The sequence below is a fragment of the Cellulophaga omnivescoria genome (genome assembly GCF_001999725.1).
GTDB classification, from domain to species: domain Bacteria; phylum Bacteroidota; class Bacteroidia; order Flavobacteriales; family Flavobacteriaceae; genus Cellulophaga; species Cellulophaga omnivescoria.
Genome location: NZ_MDDP01000010.1, coordinates 1 through 19292 on the forward strand (window position 1 = coordinate 1; position 19292 = coordinate 19292).

At 32.1% G+C, this 19292-nt stretch carries 21 protein-coding genes; 11 read left to right on the plus strand and 10 right to left on the minus strand.

Annotated features, from left to right (window positions below; all coding sequences use genetic code 11):
• Positions 1-215 precede the first annotated feature (215 nt).
• Positions 216-1109 (minus strand): tyrosine-type recombinase/integrase, encoded by an 894-nt coding sequence (locus tag BFJ87_RS05010; RefSeq protein WP_077400849.1) that lies wholly within the window; start codon positions 1107-1109, stop codon positions 216-218.
• A gap of 85 nt (positions 1110-1194) precedes the next feature.
• Between BFJ87_RS05010 and BFJ87_RS05015 the strand changes: the two genes are divergently transcribed.
• On the plus strand, positions 1195-1602 hold the full coding sequence (locus tag BFJ87_RS05015) for a hypothetical protein (protein WP_077400852.1): 408 nt from the start codon (positions 1195-1197) through the stop codon (positions 1600-1602).
• A gap of 23 nt (positions 1603-1625) precedes the next feature.
• On the opposite strand, the gene BFJ87_RS05020 is transcribed toward BFJ87_RS05015, so the two are convergent.
• The 4 genes from BFJ87_RS05020 to brnQ form a co-directional block, all read right to left on the minus strand.
• Entirely contained in the window at positions 1626-2855 is a 1230-nt protein-coding gene (locus BFJ87_RS05020) for a murein hydrolase activator EnvC family protein (protein WP_077400855.1), read from the minus strand.
• Between the two features lie 11 nt (positions 2856-2866).
• Positions 2867-3655 (minus strand): lipoprotein insertase outer membrane protein LolB1, encoded by a 789-nt coding sequence (gene lolB1, locus BFJ87_RS05025; RefSeq protein ID WP_077400858.1) that lies wholly within the window; start codon positions 3653-3655, stop codon positions 2867-2869.
• A 3-nt stretch (positions 3656-3658) separates the two neighbouring features.
• Complete coding sequence (locus tag BFJ87_RS05030; protein ID WP_077400861.1) at positions 3659-4630, minus strand: tetratricopeptide repeat protein; 972 nt, start codon at positions 4628-4630, stop codon at positions 3659-3661.
• A 74-nt stretch (positions 4631-4704) separates the two neighbouring features.
• Positions 4705-5985: a branched-chain amino acid transport system II carrier protein gene (gene brnQ / locus BFJ87_RS05035; protein WP_077400864.1), complete on the minus strand. Its 1281-nt coding sequence runs from the start codon at positions 5983-5985 to the stop codon at positions 4705-4707.
• Between the two features lie 253 nt (positions 5986-6238).
• On the opposite strand from brnQ, the gene BFJ87_RS05040 reads away from it, so the two are divergent.
• Positions 6239-6493, plus strand: coding sequence for a hypothetical protein (locus tag BFJ87_RS05040; protein ID WP_077400866.1), 255 nt, complete (start codon positions 6239-6241; stop codon positions 6491-6493).
• 2 nt (positions 6494-6495) lie between these two features.
• Here BFJ87_RS05040 and thiL read toward each other — a convergent pair whose 3' ends face one another.
• Complete coding sequence (gene thiL / locus BFJ87_RS05045; RefSeq protein WP_077400869.1) at positions 6496-7548, minus strand: thiamine-phosphate kinase; 1053 nt, start codon at positions 7546-7548, stop codon at positions 6496-6498.
• Positions 7549-7770: 222 nt separating this feature from the next.
• Between thiL and BFJ87_RS05050 the strand changes: the two genes are divergently transcribed.
• From BFJ87_RS05050 to BFJ87_RS05090, 9 genes are all read left to right on the plus strand, one after another.
• Entirely contained in the window at positions 7771-8100 is a 330-nt protein-coding gene (locus tag BFJ87_RS05050; protein WP_077400872.1) for a HesB/IscA family protein, read from the plus strand.
• A gap of 78 nt (positions 8101-8178) precedes the next feature.
• Entirely contained in the window at positions 8179-9624 is a 1446-nt protein-coding gene (gene sufB, locus BFJ87_RS05055; RefSeq protein ID WP_077400875.1) for a Fe-S cluster assembly protein SufB, read from the plus strand.
• 103 nt (positions 9625-9727) lie between these two features.
• On the plus strand, positions 9728-10480 hold the full coding sequence (gene sufC, locus BFJ87_RS05060) for a Fe-S cluster assembly ATPase SufC (RefSeq protein WP_077400878.1): 753 nt from the start codon (positions 9728-9730) through the stop codon (positions 10478-10480).
• Positions 10481-10555: 75 nt separating this feature from the next.
• Entirely contained in the window at positions 10556-11872 is a 1317-nt protein-coding gene (gene sufD, locus BFJ87_RS05065; RefSeq protein ID WP_077400881.1) for a Fe-S cluster assembly protein SufD, read from the plus strand.
• Between the two features lie 28 nt (positions 11873-11900).
• Positions 11901-13127: an aminotransferase class V-fold PLP-dependent enzyme gene (locus tag BFJ87_RS05070; protein WP_077400883.1), complete on the plus strand. Its 1227-nt coding sequence runs from the start codon at positions 11901-11903 to the stop codon at positions 13125-13127.
• A gap of 99 nt (positions 13128-13226) precedes the next feature.
• Positions 13227-13649, plus strand: a complete 423-nt coding sequence (locus BFJ87_RS05075; protein WP_077400886.1) for a SufE family protein — start codon at positions 13227-13229, stop codon at positions 13647-13649.
• A 24-nt stretch (positions 13650-13673) separates the two neighbouring features.
• The gene (locus tag BFJ87_RS05080) at positions 13674-13997 is read left to right on the plus strand and encodes a DUF59 domain-containing protein (protein ID WP_013621087.1); all 324 of its coding nucleotides are present in this window, start codon (positions 13674-13676) and stop codon (positions 13995-13997) included.
• A gap of 37 nt (positions 13998-14034) precedes the next feature.
• Complete coding sequence (locus BFJ87_RS05085) at positions 14035-14547, plus strand: DUF2480 family protein (protein ID WP_077400889.1); 513 nt, start codon at positions 14035-14037, stop codon at positions 14545-14547.
• Positions 14548-14617: 70 nt separating this feature from the next.
• Positions 14618-15562, plus strand: a complete 945-nt coding sequence (locus BFJ87_RS05090) for a DUF3078 domain-containing protein (RefSeq protein WP_077400892.1) — start codon at positions 14618-14620, stop codon at positions 15560-15562.
• Positions 15563-15633: 71 nt separating this feature from the next.
• On the opposite strand, the gene BFJ87_RS05095 is transcribed toward BFJ87_RS05090, so the two are convergent.
• From BFJ87_RS05095 to BFJ87_RS05105, 4 genes are all read right to left on the minus strand, one after another.
• Positions 15634-16014 carry a hypothetical protein gene (locus BFJ87_RS05095; protein WP_077400895.1) on the minus strand — a complete coding sequence of 127 codons (381 nt, stop codon included), beginning with the start codon at positions 16012-16014 and terminating at the stop codon, positions 15634-15636.
• 129 nt (positions 16015-16143) lie between these two features.
• On the minus strand, positions 16144-16947 hold the full coding sequence (locus BFJ87_RS05100; protein ID WP_077400897.1) for an NAD(P)H-binding protein: 804 nt from the start codon (positions 16945-16947) through the stop codon (positions 16144-16146).
• Positions 16944-17414 carry a hypothetical protein gene (locus tag BFJ87_RS17145; protein ID WP_338064784.1) on the minus strand — a complete coding sequence of 157 codons (471 nt, stop codon included), beginning with the start codon at positions 17412-17414 and terminating at the stop codon, positions 16944-16946. The genes BFJ87_RS05100 and BFJ87_RS17145 overlap by 4 nt, the downstream gene beginning before the upstream one ends.
• Positions 17348-19222 carry a M20/M25/M40 family metallo-hydrolase gene (locus BFJ87_RS05105; protein ID WP_338064785.1) on the minus strand — a complete coding sequence of 625 codons (1875 nt, stop codon included), beginning with the start codon at positions 19220-19222 and terminating at the stop codon, positions 17348-17350. The genes BFJ87_RS17145 and BFJ87_RS05105 overlap by 67 nt, the downstream gene beginning before the upstream one ends.
• Between the last annotated feature and the right edge of the window lie 70 nt (positions 19223-19292).

The following is a 19292-nucleotide window of genomic DNA, read 5'->3' on the forward strand; positions in this document are numbered from 1 at the left end:
TTTTTTTTTTTTTTTTTTTTTTTTTTTCCCTTTTCTTTTCCCTTTCTTTATTTTTTATTTTCATTTGATTTGGTATTTCTCCAAATTTCATTTCAATGCTCTTTTTCGGCAGTATGTATGTTATAAATTGGTTAATTGCCATTCGGTTTCTCAAATTGGTTACAACTAGTTAGTAAACGCAGTTTATTGCGTTTATTTCTCTTTCAAATATAATATTATTTAGGTAACATTTCTAAAGGACTTGTAATATTTATAAGATTAGTAGTACTTACATGCGTGTAAATTTCTGTAGTTTTAGAGCTGTTGTGGCCTAGTAATTGTTGTATAAACCTTAAATTAGTGCCCGCATCTAGTAAATGTGTTGCAAAAGAATGTCTTAAGGTATGTACTGTTGCAGGTATATTTATATTTGCTTTTCTTTTAGATCTATTAAAAACTTGCCTAATGCTAGATGCACTGTATTGTTTGCCTTCTACACCCTCAAATAACCACTCTTTAGGTTTATATAACTTGTAATACGCCCTTAATTGTATAAGCATAGTGGGCGATAATAGTGTAATTCTATCTTTATTACCCTTTGCATTTCTTATCCATACCCGCATATTTTTAGAATCTATGTCTTCAATTTTTAAATTTAAACATTCAGATATACGTAAGCCACAACTATATATAGTCATAAAAATAGTTTTATGTTTTATATTGTATGTGCACTTAAGTAAACTATCAACTTCATTTAACGATAATACTTTAGGTAGTTTTTTAGCTTTTCTTGGTCTGCAAAAATCATACTGTACTTTTGGTAAGTTTAATACTTTTTCTATGTAAAACTTAAGTGCATTAATACTTTGGTTTTGGTATGATGTAGATATGTTTTGCTTGGTAATTAACTCTTGGTGGTAAAATGTTATATGTGCAGTAGTTACCTGGTGCAAAGGCATTGGATATATGTACTTTAAAAACTGTTTAAACATATGTAAATATGTTTTTGTAGTGTTTTTACTATAATTTTTTAATATTAACTTTTGTTGCATGAGTGACACAGCCAACACATAATCTGGTTTTGTAGATGCTGTATTTGGTAAGTTGTGTTTTGTTATAATAGATTTCATACCGTAAAAATGATTATAATACCACTAAAATGCTTATTTTTAAGCGATTATATTCGTTTATAAACGTATAATAATACTATTATGTATGAAAATTAAATTTTGTTTGCAGTGTAATAAAGAGTTAATTGGTAGGTCTGATAAAAAATTTTGTGATACCGACTGTAGAAGTTCTTACCACAATACCAACAGACCAATGCATGAAATAACTATTAAGCAAATTAATAGCGCTCTTAGAAAAAATAGAAGTTTGCTTGCTCACTTTTGTCCAAGTGGAAAAAGTACAGTTAAAAAAGAGGTTTTAGTGCAACTTGGTTATAGGGTAGATTTGTTTACTCATATTTTTCCGTTTAAAAACGGAGTTTATTTCTTTTGTTATGAATTTGGTTATTTGCCCATTGTAGATAATGGTGTACACAAAATGCTAATTGTACATAAGCAAGAGTATATGAATACCTTGACCTTTAATCCTTGGAAAATAAAACTTGCAAAGTAATTTGTTACTTATATTTACTAGGGTTAAAGTTGGTAAATCCACTCTTCAGGATTTAACTTGCTAACGTTTTTGTATAAATAAAACTTTAATAATGTTTGTCCGCTAAACTTATTGGTAGCAACTTCTCCTATTTCCTGCTTTGCAGTAACTTTATCTCCTTTTTCTACGTAAGTTGTAGCGAGGTTATAGTATGTAGTTATGTAGTTACCGTGTTTTATTTGCACGCCTTTATTACCACCAGGTACAGCAAGTACCGCTATTACCTCCCCTTCAAAAATAGAGCGTGCCTTAGAGCCCTTGTCTGTAGCTATAATTACACCATTATTTTGGTGTTTAATACCCGGGTATACAGCATCTTTGTATACGCCAAATCCCTTACTTTTAAATCCTTTTGCAACAGGCCAAATAAGCTTGCCTTTATTTGCAGTAAAATTGTTAGCAACAATTTTAGCTTCTGGAGTTAATACAAATTTAGTGCTACTGGTTTTTGTTGTGGTTTTACCGGTAGTTTTTTTGTTGGTAGCTACAATTGCAGAACGTATTAATTTTTCAATTTGCTGATCTATTTTACGTGCTTCAGATTTTTTCTTATTAATACTAGCAGTGTACTTACTTTCATTCTTTTTAATAGTGCTTAAAAGTGCATCTTTAGCTTTCTTCTCTTGTTCTAATTCTTTTTTTGTAGCTAAATTTTCTTTAAGCAACTGTTCCTTTAATTTACGCTGGTCTATTAAAGCCTGGTTTTTAAGTTTTAAAGTGTCCGTTTTGGCAAGTATGGCTTTACCTTGCTCTTGTCTGTAATTTGTATACTGTTTTATGTATTGCAGTCGTTTGTATGCTTGTAAAAAGTTTTCCGAAGAAAGTAAAAATAACAGTCTACTTTGTTGAGATTTGTTTTGATACGATTTTTGTATCATTTGGGCATAATCTTCCTTTAAGCTCAGTAAATTCTTTTTTAAGGTGCCTATGTTACGCACGTTAGCATTTATTTGCCTATTTAACAAGTTGCTTTGTTGGTTGGTAATACGCACTAATTGTTGCTGTGCATTAATTTTTTGCTCTAAACTTTCTACTTGTTCTAAAACATTGCCTTTTTCTTTAGTTTCAGCATATAAAAGTCGGTTTATAGCTCTTATGTCTTTTTGCAATTGCGCACGTTTTTTCTCTAATGCTATTTGCTGGTTGGTTTGTGCAGCCAAAAAACTTCCGCATAGCAGAAAAATAAGTAATGTAAAAAACGTAATTTGGCGCATAAATAGTATGGTTATTTTAAAACAATTTCTTTAAAACCATTTGGTATTTTGTAAGGAAAACCAAATTTTTTGTTTAACTCTATGTTCTTAAAAGTTAGGGCAATAGAGTCCGTTTTGTTTTTGTCTGTAACATAAATGTCTATAATATTTGGCACTAGTTTTTTATCTACTAATTGGTAGTTTTTATATTGTACATCTAATAACCTATTTTTATCTGGCTGTGCTAATTGCATACCAGCAATTTTGTAATTGTTAGGCTCTATTTGTAACAGTGTTTTAAAAAGCTCATTTACTTTTTTAGGTGCCAATTGGTATTGGTTGTTTAGTTCAACGGTGGTATATTTTTCCTTTCGCAAGTCAAACAATGCTTGTCCTAAAAGTAAGTTTTGTAATTTATTATAATCTAATTCTGTACCTAGTAAATTGCTTAAATATGTAAAATCTCCATCAAAATACTCATTTTGTAACCTATTGTAAAAACTAACTCTTGTTGGTGTTATGTAGGCTTTAACTACACCTAACGTGGCGCTAATCCAAATAGCTTTATCTTTTTCCATTCTAAAACTAACTGTATAGCCTTGTGCATCTGTGCCATCGGTATAATCAATCTTTAATCTTCCGCGTAATGTTTTAAAATCTAAGGCGTTTGCATAATGGTTTTTAACAACAGTTTTTGTGTTAAGTTTTTTTAAGGTTGATGTATTACTTGCGATAACCTTTTTAGATTTACATGATACAAAAAACACCGCAATAATAAGTGCAAGTACTAGTTTTGGTGCTATTTGAAGATTTTTTGTCATTTGTTATTTTTTAAATTTTACTTTAGATAAGTACATATTTGCTTTTGCAGGATTGCCCATTGCTGTATATGCGGCAGCAATTTCTCTATAAAAATCATCTGCAAGGCGTATGTCATCTAACACATAGTCCAATCCTGTTTTTAAAGTTTCTAGAGCTTGCCTGTGCTTTCTTTTACCATTATATGCAGCTCCTAACGCATAGTAAAAGTAAGGCTGAGATGGGTATGCCTCTAGAGCCTCTTTAGCAGTGGTCTCTAAAAAAATATAATTTTTCTGTTTTAGTGTAAACTTTAATCTGTTTTTGTAGTTAAAGGCAGAATTACTACTGTTGTTAACACTTTTAGTAGTTGTTGTATTTTTATTTTTAGTAGTGGTTGTGCTAGTACTTGTAAAGGTGTAAGTGCTAGTATTGGCTTTTTTGTGTGCTATGGCAGCCTGTAATTTTGCATTTAAATCTTCTTTAAACGCATCATCTTTTAGTTCAGCAAGTATATTTTTTGCTTCGTTATAATTTTGTTTTAAGTACAACAAGTGCGCTAAGTTTTGCTTTAGGTTGTAGTTATTATAGGGTACTATTTCTTTTAAATTACTAACGTTTTTGTATTGTTTTACTAAGGATATGTATAAACTCTCTAAATACCACAAATTATCTGGTTTTTTACTAAGCGCAATTTCTGCTTGTTCTTGTGCCAAACTATACTGTTTGTTTTTTATATAAGCTTTGGCAAGTTCATTAGCTACTGCTGCATTATCTGGTTGTAGTTTTTGGCAAACCAAAAAGCTATTTATTGCACGGTCATAATTTTCTATACCTTTTTGCTTTAGTCCTTCAAAAAAGGCTTCTTGAAAATTATCTGAATATTCTTCTAAAAAAACATCTGCGCTATTCTCTATCTCTTGCGCATAGCCAAAACTCACTACTATAAACATTAGTAGAGCAGTAATTTTTAAAAAATAGGAGTATATAGTGTTCATACGTTGGTAAAATTATTAAAAAAACAAATGGTATGGTAACCAGAGCTCTATCAATATTTAATAATAGTCAAAAATTATACCGTAGTATTTTTGTTGTACGTTAAATTTCCAATAATTAAAGCAACTGCAGCTGGCAAAACCCAGCCAAGACTAAATTTACTTAATGGTAGGTATTCTGCCGTAAAATTAGAAACACTTGTTATACCTATGCTGTTTAAAAAATCTGGAACACTAAATAAAATGGTAGTGTAAACAACCGCTCTAAAAACTTTTGGTTTTGTGTACCTATCTGACAATACATTAAGCACTATTAAAATAATAGTAATTGGGTAAATAAACATTAAAGCTGGTATGGCCACAATAATAATGTAATCTACATTAAACTGTCCCATAACTATGCCTAAAATACAGCTTATAACTGCAGTAATGGTATATGCTTTGTTAGAGTTGTTGTACCTGCCTTTAATAAAATCTGCAGTACCTGTAACAATACCAATTGCCGTTGTAAAACAGGCTAAACTTACCAAAATACTTAAAAATTTGTTTCCTTCATGACCTAAAAGTGTTCTGCTAATACCGTTTAACAAATCTGTACGGTTTATGCCACTATCAAAACTAGTATGCATTAAAGCGCCTGTTAATATTAAGCCTCCGTATACAAATAGTAAACCTAGGCCTGCAAAAATACCGGCGTTTTTAATGAGTGCTTTCCGGTCTGTGTAAGATATATCTTTGTTTTTTAGATTAATAGATATAATTAGTACGCCACCCACTACAACGGCTGCAATGGCATCAAAAGTTTGGTAACCCTCTAAAATACCGTCTGTAAATGGGTTTTTTATGGTAGATGTGCCAAAGGAAAAATCAAAACTAAAAACGCAAATTCCAATAATTGCTAGTAATATTATAAGTATTGCCGGAGTTAATAACTTACCTAGTAGGTTTAAAATTTTAGATCTGTTTAGAGCAAATACAAGTACCAGGCTAAAATATACAATGCTTGTGTATATAGAAGGTGTATCAAAAAAAGGAGCAATACCAATTTCATGTGTTACTGATGCCGTTCTGGGTGAAGGCAATGCAACAGCTATAATATAAATACAAAATGAAAATACCAAACTAAAGGTGTTAGATACTTTTTTACCAAAGTCAAAAATGGTTCCTTGTAATTTTGCATGGGCAAAAATACCCAATATAGGTATTAGTATAGCAGAGAGGCAAAAGCCTATAGCCATTACCCACCACATTTCTCCAGAGTTAAAGCCTATAAAAGGAGGAAGAATTAGGTTTCCTGCACCAAAAAAGAGCGAAAACAATGCAAAAGCAGATACTAGTGTTTCTTTGGTATTATTCATTGGGTGTGTATTGTATTAAAAGGGAAAGATAGTGTATTCTAAATTATCGACAAACGACTACTTGTTCATAAAATTTTGTGTATTTCATCGAAAAAAATGTTTTTTGTTAAAAAAAATTAACATTAGCTCAATATTTTTAACAATGAAACGTTATTTTAAAAATGATGATAATTAATGGTTATCAATCATCAAAAAAAATATTATTAATATCAGTGCCTGGTCCCCACCAAACATTGTTTAAATCCTACAAGCTATGAAAAAATTTTTAGCCACTTCTAGTTCAGTTTTTAACGCGTTATGTTGTGGAATTTTTGGTCATTATTACGCAGTAACAAAAAAAGTAACGTCCCATATAAACGAGTACGAGTGCATACACTGTAAAAAACAAGTTACTACAGATGTAACAGGAAATTTGTCTGCACTAACACCAGAGTTAGAGGATATTAACAATACTTTGCAAAAGGTTTATAAGAAAAAACGCCAACACACTCCGCAACATGCGGTATAGTGTTATGGTTCTTCAGATAAAGAGTTCCAGCCCTGCGCGGTAATCGGAATTTTAGTATTATTCCTGGAAATTAAGTGAACACCTTCATTCTTATCTGTCATATGCCCTACGACAGTTAGGTTAGGATTCCCTTTTATTTTCGGGAATTCTTTTTGGTCTATAGTAAAAAGCAGTTCATAATCTTCACCACCGCCTAAGGCAACAGTTGTACTGTTTACTTTAAACTCTTCACAAGAACTAATAACAGTTGGGTCTAGTGGTATTTTTTCTTCATACAAATTACAACCAACATTACTTTGTTCGCATAAATGTAAAATTTCTGAAGACAAACCATCACTTACATCAATCATAGAGGTTGGTTTAACTCCCAAAGCATCTAATAAAGGCACAATGTCTTTACGTGCTTCTGGTTTTAATTGTCTTTCTACAATGTATGTGTACATAGATAGGTCTGGGTTGTTATTAGGGTTAACTTTAAAAACCTCTTTTTCGCGCTCTAAAACTTGTAGTCCCATATAAGCAGCACCTAGGTCTCCTGTAACAACAAGTAAATCGTTTGGTTTGGCACCATTTCTGTAAACTAAATCTTCCTCTTTTGCTTGGCCAATAGCAGTAATACTAATTAGCATACCTTTTGTAGATGATGTAGTGTCTCCACCAACTAAATCTACATTATATGTTTTTGCAGCAAGTGCAATACCACTATACAATTCTTCTAAAGCCTCTAACGGAAACCTGTTAGAAACCGCTATAGAAACAGTAATTTGTGTTGCTGTAGCATTCATAGCATAAATGTCAGACAAGTTTACCATTACGGCCTTGTATCCTAAATGCTTAAGAGGTACATAGCTAAGGTCAAAATGCACACCCTCTATAAGTAAATCTGTAGAAACTACTGTTTTTTTGTCTTTAAAATCTAAAACAGCAGCATCATCACCAATACCTTTAATACTAGATTTGTGCTGTAAAGTAAAATCTTTAGTAAGGTGGTTTATTAAACCAAATTCGCCTAATTGTTCAAGAGATGTTCTCTTTGGATTTTTATCGTCTAACATGCTGCAAAAATAATAAGGATATTGTATTAATTGTGATTTTTACACATAAAAGAATCTTAATATAGATTAACTTTTTTGGTAAATAGAGAAATCTTATGTTATCATTCGTTATAATAATGTTAGGATGTATGGTAAAACCCTACTTATACACTATATTTGTAAATTGTTTAGAACTAAACCAAATTAAATTTGTGTTTAACTCTAATTTAAATAAAGATTAGTATGATAAAAGTCTCAGATACAGCAAAGAAGAGAGTCATAGATTTAATGACAGAAAGTGGTTTTGATGCTGAAAAAGATTTTGTGCGTGTTGGTGTTAAAAGCGGCGGATGTAGTGGTTTATCTTACGAGTTAGATTTTGATAAAACTACAACAGATACAGACAAAGTTTTTGAAGATAATGCGGTGCGAATTGTAGTAGATAAAAAAAGTTTTTTATATCTAGTAGGAACTACTTTGGAGTATTCTGGAGGATTAAACGGAAAAGGTTTTGTGTTTAATAACCCAAATGCACAAAGAACTTGTGGTTGTGGCGAGAGTTTTTCGTTATAAACAATGATTAAAATTATAAAAGCAAAGATTTAAAAATTAGCTAGTAAAATAGTGTTTTTAGTAGCAAATTAAGATGATATGGCATATACAGAAGAAGAGTTAAAGAAAGAGCTAGAAACCAAAGAATATGAGTACGGTTTTTATACAGACATAGAATCTGATACTTTTCCTATAGGATTAAGTGAAGAAATTGTAGTAGCTATTTCTAAAAAGAAAAATGAGCCTAAGTGGATGACAGACTGGCGTGTTGAAGCATACCGTGTTTGGGAAAAAATGGAAGAACCAGACTGGGCAAACGTAAATTATGAAAAACCAGATTTTCAGGCAATAAGTTACTATTCTGCCCCAAAAAAAGCAGATCCTAACAAAACTTTAGACGATGTAGATCCAGAGTTGTTAGAAATGTATAAAAAGCTAGGTATTTCTATAGACGAACAAAAGAAATTGCAAAATGTTGCTGTAGATATTGTTGTAGATTCTGTTTCTGTTGCCACTACTTTTCAAAAAACATTAGCAGAAAAGGGTATTATTTTTATGCCAATTTCTGAAGCTATACAAAAACATCCAGATTTAGTACGTAAGTATTTAGGAACTGTAGTACCAACTACAGATAACTTTTACGCAGCATTAAACTCGGCTGTTTTTACAGATGGGTCTTTCTGTTACATACCTAAAGGCGTACGTTGCCCTATGGAGCTTTCTACTTATTTTAGAATTAACCAAGCAGGTACGGGTCAGTTTGAGCGTACTTTGGTGGTAGCAGATCAAGAGAGTTATGTAAGTTATTTAGAAGGTTGTACTGCGCCATCTAGAGATGAAAATCAATTACACGCAGCCGTTGTAGAATTAATTGCAATGGATGACGCAGAAATTAAATACTCTACCGTACAAAACTGGTTCCCAGGAAACAAAGAGGGTAAAGGTGGTGTTTATAATTTTGTTACAAAAAGAGCTTTGTGCGAGAAAAACGCAAAAGTATCATGGACACAAGTAGAAACCGGTTCTGCGGTTACTTGGAAATATCCTTCTTGTATTTTAAAAGGAGATAACTCTATTGGAGAGTTTTATTCTATTGCAGTAACAAACAATTACCAACAAGCAGATACTGGTACAAAAATGGTTCACCTTGGTAAAAATACCAGAAGTACAATTATTTCTAAAGGTATATCTGCGGGTAAATCTCAAAATAGCTATAGAGGTTTGGTACAAGTAAGTAGTCGTGCAGAAAATGCACGTAACTTTTCTCAGTGCGACTCTCTTTTAATGGGTAATGAGTGTGGTGCACATACATTTCCATACATAGAGGCTAAAAACAAAACTGCTATGATAGAGCATGAGGCAACAACAAGTAAAATTGGTGAAGACCAAATTTTTTATTGTAACCAACGTGGTATAGATACAGAAAAAGCAATTGCATTAATAGTAAACGGTTTTAGTAAAGAGGTATTAAATAAGTTGCCAATGGAATTTGCTGTGGAAGCACAAAAACTATTAGAAATTAGTTTAGAAGGCTCTGTAGGATAAGCTTGTTTCTTTAACAAAGAAACGCTTGGTGGTGTTTTTAGATAAATGAAAAAAACGCCCAAAAAAACAAAAGAATAATAAAGAACATTAAAGTAGCGATAAAATGCTTAAAATTAAAGATTTACACGCTAGTGTAGAAGGCAAAGGAATTTTAAAAGGGATTAACTTAGAAGTTGGTGCTGGTGAAGTACATGCTATTATGGGGCCAAACGGATCTGGTAAAAGTACATTGGCATCTGTTATAGCTGGTAATGAAACTTACGAAGTTACTGCAGGAGGCATCTTTTTAGATGAAGAAAACATTGAAGACCTTTCTCCAGAAGAAAGAGCTCACAACGGTGTATTTTTATCTTTTCAATACCCTGTAGAAATTCCTGGTGTATCTGTAACTAACTTTATGAAAACTGCTATAAACGAGTCTCGTAAAGCTAAAGGTTTAGAAGATATGCCTGCTAAAGACATGCTAAAGCTTATTCGTGATAAGTCTGAGTTGTTAGAAATAGACCGTAAGTTTTTATCTCGTTCATTAAACGAAGGTTTTTCTGGTGGCGAAAAAAAACGTAATGAAATTTTCCAAATGGCAATGCTAGAGCCTAAACTTGCTATTTTAGATGAAACAGATTCTGGTTTAGATATTGATGCATTACGTATTGTCGCTAACGGTGTAAATAAGTTAAAAAATAAAGACAATGCTATTGTTGTAATTACACACTACCAACGTTTGTTAGAGTACATTGTGCCAGATTATGTACACGTACTTTATAATGGTAAAATTGTAAAGTCTGGAACTAAAGAACTTGCCTTAGAGTTAGAAGAAAAAGGATACGATTGGATTAAGCAAGAAGCGGCAGTTTAAAAAAGTACTGAGTTATATGTTTAATGTATATATCAAATACATTAAATTTTCACTTACTACTCAACATTAAATAATATGGATTTAAAAGATAAATTAGTTTCTTCATTTTTAGCGTTCGAGAATAACGTAGACGTACACAACCCTGTGCACGATGTACGTACAGAGGCTATTAAAAATTTTGAGACTAAAGGTTTTCCTTCTAAAAAAGAGGAAGCCTGGAAATACACCTCGTTAAACAGCTTACAAAAAATAGATTTTAGCATCTTTCCTAAAAAAGAAAGTTCTTTAGAATACAAGGATGTTAAAAAATACTTTATTCATCAAATAGATACTTATAAAATAGTGTTTGTAGATGGTGTGTATAGCTCTAACTTGTCTGAAACTACACATGATGGTGTAGATATTTGTTTAATGAGCGCAGCATTAACTAAACCAATGTATAAGGCTGTTATAGATGTTTATTTTAATAAAGTAGCTTCTAAAGACGAGTCTTTAACAACACTAAATACAGCCTTTAGTAGAGAGGGAGCATACATTTATATACCAAAAAATAAAGTGCCAAAAAAACCAATAGAGATTATACATTTCTCTACTGGTAATGATGCTGCTTTAATGTTGCAGCCGCGTAACTTAATTATTGCCGAAGAAAACTCAGAGATGCAAATTATAGAGCGTCACCAAAGTTTAACTAGCAATGCGGTATTAACAAACTGCGTTACAGAAATTTTTGCTGCAAAAAATGCAATTGTAGACTATTATAAGGTGCAAAACGATGTAGATTCTGCATCTCTTATAGATAACACTTACGTAGATCAAAAAGATGGTAGTCACGTAAAAGTGCACACTTTTTCTTTTGGAGGTAAATTAATGCGTAACAACCTAAATTTTTACCAAAATGGAGAACGTATAGATTCTACCATGAAGGGTATAACTATTATTGGAGACAAGCAGCACGTAGATCACCATACACTTGTACACCATATACAACCAAATTGTGAGAGTCACCAAGATTATAAAGGTATTTATGCAGACAGCGCTACAGGTGTTTTTAATGGTAAAATTATAGTAGATAAAATTGCTCAGAAAACAAATGCTTTTCAGCAAAACAATAATATATTAATTAGTGATAAAGCAACAATTAACACAAAGCCACAATTAGAGATTTTTGCAGATGATGTAAAATGTTCTCACGGTTGTACTATTGGTCAGTTAGATGAAGAAGCTTTATTTTACTTACAGTCTAGAGGTATACCTAAAAAAGAAGCAAGAGCATTACTAATGTATGCCTTTGCAAATAACGTATTAGAAAGCGTACGTATACCAGAATTAAAAGTTAGAATTAATAAATTAATAGCTAATAAACTAGGTGTTAATTTAGGTTTTGACTTGTAAAAAATACAATCTGATAGCTTAAAAAATTATGCAGAAAACAACCCTAGATATCCAAACAATACGCAAAGATTTTCCTATTTTAAGTAGAACTGTAAATGGGCAGCCTTTAGTGTATTTAGATAATGCAGCAACATCGCAAACGCCTAAACAGGTATTAGATGTTATTGTGGACTATTACAGTGGTTACAATGCAAATATACATAGAGGTGTGCACACACTTTCTCAAGAAGCTACAGATAAGTATGAGCAGGCTAGAGCAACAATACAACATCATTTTAATGCCAAACATGCACATGAAATAATTTTTACTGCTGGTACAACACACGGTATTAACCTTGTTGCAAGTGGTTTTTCATCACTATTAAAAAAAGGAGATGAAATTATTGTTTCAGCATTAGAACACCACTCTAATATTGTGCCTTGGCAAATGTTATGTGAGCGTACTGGTGCTATTTTAAAAGTTATTCCAATGAACCAAAATGGTGAATTGGATATAGAGGCGTATTATAAATTACTATGTAGCAATACTAAACTTGTTTTTTGTAACCACGTTTCTAATGCTTTAGGGACAGTTAATCCTATAAAAGAAATTATAAACGCTGCACACAAGGTTGGTGCAGCTGTTTTAATAGATGGCGCACAGGCTGCACCACATATAAAAGCAAACGTGCAAGCTTTAGATGTAGATTTTTATGTTGTATCTGCACATAAAATGTGCGGACCAACAGGGGCTGGTATGTTATACGGTAAAGAAGAGTGGTTAACTAAACTACCTCCTTACCAAGGTGGTGGAGAAATGATTGCTGAGGTTACTTTTGATAAAACAACCTATGCAGATTTGCCACATAAGTTTGAGGCTGGTACACCTAACATTTGCGGTGGTATAGCTTTTGGTGCTGCTTTAGATTATATGAATGCTATTGGTTTTAGTGCTATTGCAGATTATGAGCATGAACTGTTAGAGTATGCAACGGCACAATTATTAACTGTAGACGGACTTAAAATTTACGGTACGGCAGAACAAAAAACATCTGTAATATCTTTTAATGTAGGCAGCATTCACCCATACGATATTGGTTCTATTTTAGATAAATTAGGAATTGCTGTACGTACAGGTCACCATTGTGCTCAACCTATAATGGATTTTTACAAAATACCAGGTACTGTAAGGGCTAGCTTTAGCTTTTATAATACAAAAGAAGAAGTAGATATTTTAGTTGCTGGTGTAAAAAGAGCAGTAGCAATGCTACAATAAAAAGTTAATTACTACACGCTAATTTGATAAGCACTTTTGTTATCGTATTTTTGTTTTAAATATAAACGCTTCGGCTTTTTGTAAAATTAAAAAGGAACTATGACAATTAAAGAAATACAAGAAGAAATAGTAGACGAGTTTTCTATGTTTGATGACTGGATGCAACGCTATGAATATATGATAGATCTTGGAAAGTCATTGCCTTTAATAGATGAGCAATACAAAACCGATGATAATATTATTAAAGGATGCCAAAGCAAAGTTTGGGTTCATGCAGATTTAGAAGGAGATAAACTTTCTTTTACCGCAGATAGTGATGCTATTATTACCAAAGGAATTATAGCCATTTTAATACGTGCTTTTAGTGGGCAACACCCTAAAGATATTATTGATGCAGATACCAGTTTTATTGATGAAATTGGATTAAAAGAGCATTTGTCTCCTACAAGAGCAAATGGTTTGGTAAGTATGATTAAGCAAATAAAAATGTACGCCATTGCATACCAAACGCAATTAAAATAACAACAAGTAACAAGTATATAAGTTATGAGTGAAGCAGTAGATACACACCAATTAGGAGAAGATATTGTAAAAGTTTTAAAAACCATTTACGATCCAGAAATTCCTGTAGATATATATGAACTAGGTTTAATTTACGATGTTTTTGTAAATGAAGATAATGATGTTAAAATACTAATGACATTAACATCTCCTAACTGCCCAGTTGCAGAATCTTTACCTGTAGAAATAGAAGAAAAAGTAAAATCCTTAGACCTTGTAAAGGGTGCCGAGGTAGAAATTACTTTTGATCCGCCTTGGACACAAGAATTAATGAGTGAAGAGGCTAAATTAGAGCTTGGACTTTTGTAATTAGTAGTTAAATTTTCTGGTATTTAAATCTTACTATATGGCACAGTCTAATGAAATTATAAATAGAGTGGCAAGTTCTAAACTTGTTACTTTTGATTTGGAAGATTACTTTCCAAAGGAAGAAAAAGTGCTTTTAGATATAAAAGATTGGCTTTTTGAAGGCTTTATTTTAAAAGAAAAAGATTTTAGAAAACATATTGCAAATCACAACTGGGAGCAGTATACTAATGCCTATGTAGCTTTACATTGTTCTACAGATGCCATTGTGCCTGGTTGGGCATATATGTTAATTACTACGCAGCTACAACCACATGCAAAATATATAGTGCAAGGAAACCTAGAGGAATTGTACTCTTCTGTTTACCAGTCTATTATAGCTAACTTAGATTTTTCTGTTTATAAAGACAAACCCGTTATTATTAAGGGTTGTAGCAACAAGCCAGTGCCGCCAAATGCATACTTATGGGCTACAGCAAAAATGCAGTCTTACGCTAAAAGTATTATGTATGGTGAGGCCTGTTCTTCTGTGCCTCTATACAAGAGAAAATAAAAATTGGTTTTTATTTTAAAGAACTATACTTACATTTGCGGTTCATTAAACCATTAAAAAAAACTATAAAATGAAGAAAATTGTTTTAACAGCAGCATTATTATTTGTTGCAACTGTATCTTTTGCACAAACAGAAGAAGAATTAAAAGCAGAGCAAGCAGTTAAAAAAGATTCTGTTGCTGCAATACAAGCAAGAATTGGAGCTATACAAGCTAAGTTAGACGCTATGCCAGGTTGGAAAATGGGTGCTTTTGGTACTATTGGTGGTACTATCTCTAGTTTTGATAACTGGTACGCTCAGGGTTCTCCAAACAATAACTCTGGTAACATTGGTTTTACAGTTAATGCATATGCCAATTTAAAAGAAGATAAATTTTTCTGGAGAAACTCTGCTAACGTTAACCTTGCTTGGGTAAAGTTAGATGATAAAGATAATCCTAACGATAGTGATAAGTTTGAAGGTACTACAGATGTTTTTACATTAACATCTTTATATGGGCGTAAGTTGTCTGAGAAATTTGCTATATCTGGTTTAGCAGAATACAGAACTACTATATTAAATAACTTTAATGATCCTGGTTACTTAGATTTAGGTGTTGGTGCTACGTGGACTCCAATACAAGATTTAGTAGTGGTAATACACCCATTAAACTATAACTTTGTTTTTGCAGATAACGACGCTGTTTTTGAGTCTTCTTTAGGTGCTAAAATAGTTGCAGATTACACTAAAAAAATTGGTGCAGTAAACTTTAAGTCTAACTTGTCAATGTTTCAAAGCTACAAAAGCTCAGACTTGTCTAACGTAACTTGGACAAACTCTTTTGGGTATACACTTTGGAAAATGATTGGTGTTGGTTTTGATTTTGGTTTAAGAAGCAACAAACAAGAAGCTTTAAACTATGCTTTAGGTCAGTTTGATGCTACTGCGGTTCCTGCACAAGCAGTTCCAGATTTTGAAAACGTAGATAATAAATTACAATCTTTTTGGATGCTAGGTTTAAACTATGCATTTTAATACACTGTAATTACAATATAAAAAAAGACCGCAATTGCGGTCTTTTTTGTTTTATGTATGTACTTTACTTGTTAAGCAGTTTTAAGTAGCTTGTGCTGTTCATCCAAAAAATTTAAGGACTTTAATAAGCTGGCATAAAAAGCAATGCTTCTGTCATCCCTTTCTATACAAGATCGTAAAAAGTCTTGTAAATCTAAATAATAAAAGTTTGCTTTAAAAGTAGGTAGGTATGTGTTTATAGTATTAGGATTGTAAAACGTATCGTCTATTACTAAATCCATATCTAACCTTTTTCTAAAGTAATCTATAGTTACCTCTGTGGCGTTATAGTGTTTTTTAATAATTGCAGTATGTAACGCTCTAGATTTATCATCTATTCTTTGTGAACATGTAGAAGAAATTAAACTATAGATGTTGTTTTCTATCCTTGATTTAATATCTGTATTTTTCATTCTATTTTTTGATTAATTGATACCTCTAATTTACCAAATAATCTGCAAAAGCCTGTTAATCAGCGTTTATAATTAACACTTGGTCTATGCCTTTGTTGTGAAACATTAAAAAAGTGTTGTGAAAGTATGTTAAACTGATGTCACAAAATTGTAAAATTTAACAAAAATTAAATTGTAAGAAATAACTTTCTTGCCAGAATTGCTCTCATCACTTGTAAACACTGGAGGTTTAAGTCCTTTGTTATGAGCTATTTGGGTATAGTATTCTTCTTTGCTCGGGTAATTAGGGTACACAGCATTAAAAATCTCGTTCCAATAGTTTTTTTCTATTATTAGCTCTATAATTGAAATACAGTCTGTAATATCTATCAAATTAATAGGATAGTTTCCATTAGTTACTTCATTTTTTTTAACTAAATGATTAATTGGATGTCTACCATGACCAATTAAGCCTCCAAAACGTATTATAGTAGCTTTTAAGCTACTATCATTTAAAAATAACTGTTCTATTGCTACTAATTGTTTTGCGGCGCTTGTTTGGGGCTTAGGTGTGGTTTTTTCGGTTATGTCCCCATTTAAATTACCATAAACAGATGTGCTGCTAACAAAAATTACTTTTTTTACGTTTGTAATTTTACATTGTTTATGTACAATTTTCATTTTAGCAAGGTAACTACTTGCGTCTCCAGTTTTCATTCTTGGCGGAATATTGATAATGAGTATATCTACATTGCTTAAAAAAGCATCTAATTGTGTAGTAAAGTCATTATCATTTAAATCAACTAAAAAAGGCATTATAGAAAGCTCTTTTAGGAGACTCAATTTATCTTTAGTAGTAGTACTGCCATTAATTTTATATCCTAGCTTTTGCAATGAAGTGGCTAAAGGTAAACCCAGCCATCCGCAGCCAAATACGGCTATTTTGTTATTCAAAATTTTACTGTTTTTGTAATTAGTATTGCATCGTTTAAAACAAAAGGCATAGGTATTTCATTTACAGGTCTTGCGGGTATACTAAAATGTTGGTTGGTTAGCAAATCATTAGAGGCCTCGTAAAAAGTAAGTTCTAAAGGTGCATTTGGCTCCAAAATTAAACTAATTTCTGTGTAATTGTTATTGCTAATGTAATGTGTTATAAACTTATTTGTTGTATCTAATAAAGAGTAGTCAGGCAATGATACTCCGTTTGCTGTGGCTTTTGCTAAAGCTACATTATTTTTATAAATATCTAAACGGTTTACATTACGCTGCGGCGTAATACAAATTTTTAAATGTCTTTGGTTATTTATAAGTGTATCAACTGTTTTTTCAATTTTAGGTACAAGTATATTTTTTATTGGAGCATTAGTAACATATGTAAAGTTAGAGTTGTATTTACTGCTAATTGTATTGCTAGCCAATTGCTGTGGTTTTGTTTTGTATTGTTTACATATTGTGCCGTCCACTCTGTTAAATAACTGTCATAAGTAGCCCATTTAGCAGTATTGCTGTTAACGTCTAATACATAAAGTAAACTACTAGGTTTGGCATTATTTTTTGTAAAGTTAGACTTTAAATGTGCCTTTGCAAAACCACCTAAACTTAACAATAGACAAAGTAATGCAAGTCTGTTTTTATGTTTGTAAAAGCCAAATATTGGCGTAATAGCAATAAATAAAAGTGTTGTTAAAACAGTACTTGCAACCAACATTTTTAAACCAAGACCAACTGGAAACATTTTTACAAAAGGAGCAAATATGGCTAATAGCGGTAAGGTTAAAAAGAATAGTAAAAAAGGATTTGGATTTTTTTGGTTGCTAACAATCATAAAAGACACTAATAGGGCAAATACAGGTACTATTGTGTAACTGGCGCCTTTTAAAAATGCTGCAGCCATACCAGAAATTACAAGCCATATAAATATTGGCGCAACTACTAAATTTGGTGTTTTTAGTTTTTTAAATTTATGGTAAACGTAAAAGCATACAGCCAAAGTCAAAAGAGTAAATGTTGCTATGTAGGTGTAGCCGTTGTAGGTAAAGCCGTGTAGAATATCTTTGTATTGTGGGTAAATAATTTTTAAAACGGTATAACTAAAATAGCCAACTACGCCCGTAATAAGTAAGGATATAAGTAGCGGAGCAAAGCCAACTATAATTTCTTTGGCATCTAGTTTCTTATTTTTAAAACCTAATATAAGTAGTGTTATAAATAGTAGAACAGCAATAGCAAACATTGGCCAAATCCAGCTAAAAGGGTAGGACACTGTTTTAAATACAGGAACGGTAAAGTAAATAGCGTCTTCATTGGTTTTTAAGGTTGATAAGTTTGCATCTGCAAAATGTTGTAACAACGGCATTAAGTAGCTTCCTTGGTGTGCCAAAGTATTTTTGTCTAAACGCTCATAATTATCTTTCTCTGTATGATAGTCAAAATGATCATCTATAAAAGCAAAATTAAAACCTTGTATATCTGCATCTTCTCTAAAAACAGTTAAATCGGTATCATTAGGAAGCATTTTATAAATACTATAAGCCAAAGAATTTGCAACAGGATATTCTGGGTTGGCAGCGGTAAATTCTTCAATTAATCTGCTATTCCCTTGGTTGGTTTCAATAAGCATATAACTAGGGCCGCCACTACCACGAGCTTCAAAATTTAAAACCAAACCAACATCTTTTGCCCACGGATGTTTATTTACAAAAAGTTCAGCTCCATTTAAGCCAAGTTCTTCACCATCAGAAAATAAAATTACAATATCGTTTTTTGGGGTTTTATTTTCTTCTAAGTAGGCACGTACGCTTTCTAAAATAGCAGCTACGCCGCTACCTGCGTCACTAGCGCCTAATGAGGAATGTGGATTGCTATCATAATGCGAAAGCAGCAACAAAGCATTGTTGCTATTTTCTCCTTTAATTTTTGCTAAAATATTGCTAGCATATGATAAATTTCCCCAATCACCAGCAGTGTAACCTTCTTGTAGTGTAGTTTTTAAACCAAGTTTGTTTAATTCATTAATTATATAATTTTTTACCTCGGTATGCCCTTTAAAACCTATTGCGTGTGGTTTTTTGCTAATTTCTGCAACGTGTTTTAATGCCCTGTCTGTAGAGAAAGATGTTTTAGTAGCGCTACTATCTTCCTTATATGTTGGCATTATAGTGCTAAAACTTAGGTAAGTGGCTAGTACTAAAAGTAATAAGATTAAAACTCTTGCTATTTTGCTCATTTTATTGCGTATTTCCAAATTGATACCTTAAAATTATACAAATTTGGTGCTTTTAATGCAATTTATTTAG

What these genes read in the sequence shown, in the direction of transcription:
- BFJ87_RS05075 (WP_077400886.1), top strand. Translation starts at nt 13,227, where the DNA reads ATGACAATTAAAGAAATACAAGAAGAAATAGTAGACGAGTTTTCTATG.
- brnQ (WP_077400864.1), bottom strand. Translation starts at nt 5,985, where the DNA reads ATGAATAATACCAAAGAAACACTAGTATCTGCTTTTGCATTGTTTTCG.
- sufC (WP_077400878.1), top strand. Translation starts at nt 9,728, where the DNA reads ATGCTTAAAATTAAAGATTTACACGCTAGTGTAGAAGGCAAAGGAATT.
- sufD (WP_077400881.1), top strand. Translation starts at nt 10,556, where the DNA reads ATGGATTTAAAAGATAAATTAGTTTCTTCATTTTTAGCGTTCGAGAAT.
- lolB1 (WP_077400858.1), bottom strand. Translation starts at nt 3,655, where the DNA reads ATGACAAAAAATCTTCAAATAGCACCAAAACTAGTACTTGCACTTATT.
- sufB (WP_077400875.1), top strand. Translation starts at nt 8,179, where the DNA reads ATGGCATATACAGAAGAAGAGTTAAAGAAAGAGCTAGAAACCAAAGAA.
- BFJ87_RS05010 (WP_077400849.1), bottom strand. Translation starts at nt 1,109, where the DNA reads ATGAAATCTATTATAACAAAACACAACTTACCAAATACAGCATCTACA.
- BFJ87_RS05095 (WP_077400895.1), bottom strand. Translation starts at nt 16,014, where the DNA reads ATGAAAAATACAGATATTAAATCAAGGATAGAAAACAACATCTATAGT.
- BFJ87_RS05040 (WP_077400866.1), top strand. Translation starts at nt 6,239, where the DNA reads ATGAAAAAATTTTTAGCCACTTCTAGTTCAGTTTTTAACGCGTTATGT.
- BFJ87_RS05105 (WP_338064785.1), bottom strand. Translation starts at nt 19,222, where the DNA reads ATGAGCAAAATAGCAAGAGTTTTAATCTTATTACTTTTAGTACTAGCC.
- BFJ87_RS05080 (WP_013621087.1), top strand. Translation starts at nt 13,674, where the DNA reads ATGAGTGAAGCAGTAGATACACACCAATTAGGAGAAGATATTGTAAAA.
- BFJ87_RS05085 (WP_077400889.1), top strand. Translation starts at nt 14,035, where the DNA reads ATGGCACAGTCTAATGAAATTATAAATAGAGTGGCAAGTTCTAAACTT.
- BFJ87_RS05015 (WP_077400852.1), top strand. Translation starts at nt 1,195, where the DNA reads ATGAAAATTAAATTTTGTTTGCAGTGTAATAAAGAGTTAATTGGTAGG.
- BFJ87_RS05090 (WP_077400892.1), top strand. Translation starts at nt 14,618, where the DNA reads ATGAAGAAAATTGTTTTAACAGCAGCATTATTATTTGTTGCAACTGTA.
- BFJ87_RS05020 (WP_077400855.1), bottom strand. Translation starts at nt 2,855, where the DNA reads ATGCGCCAAATTACGTTTTTTACATTACTTATTTTTCTGCTATGCGGA.
- BFJ87_RS05030 (WP_077400861.1), bottom strand. Translation starts at nt 4,630, where the DNA reads ATGAACACTATATACTCCTATTTTTTAAAAATTACTGCTCTACTAATG.
- thiL (WP_077400869.1), bottom strand. Translation starts at nt 7,548, where the DNA reads ATGTTAGACGATAAAAATCCAAAGAGAACATCTCTTGAACAATTAGGC.
- BFJ87_RS05050 (WP_077400872.1), top strand. Translation starts at nt 7,771, where the DNA reads ATGATAAAAGTCTCAGATACAGCAAAGAAGAGAGTCATAGATTTAATG.
- BFJ87_RS05070 (WP_077400883.1), top strand. Translation starts at nt 11,901, where the DNA reads ATGCAGAAAACAACCCTAGATATCCAAACAATACGCAAAGATTTTCCT.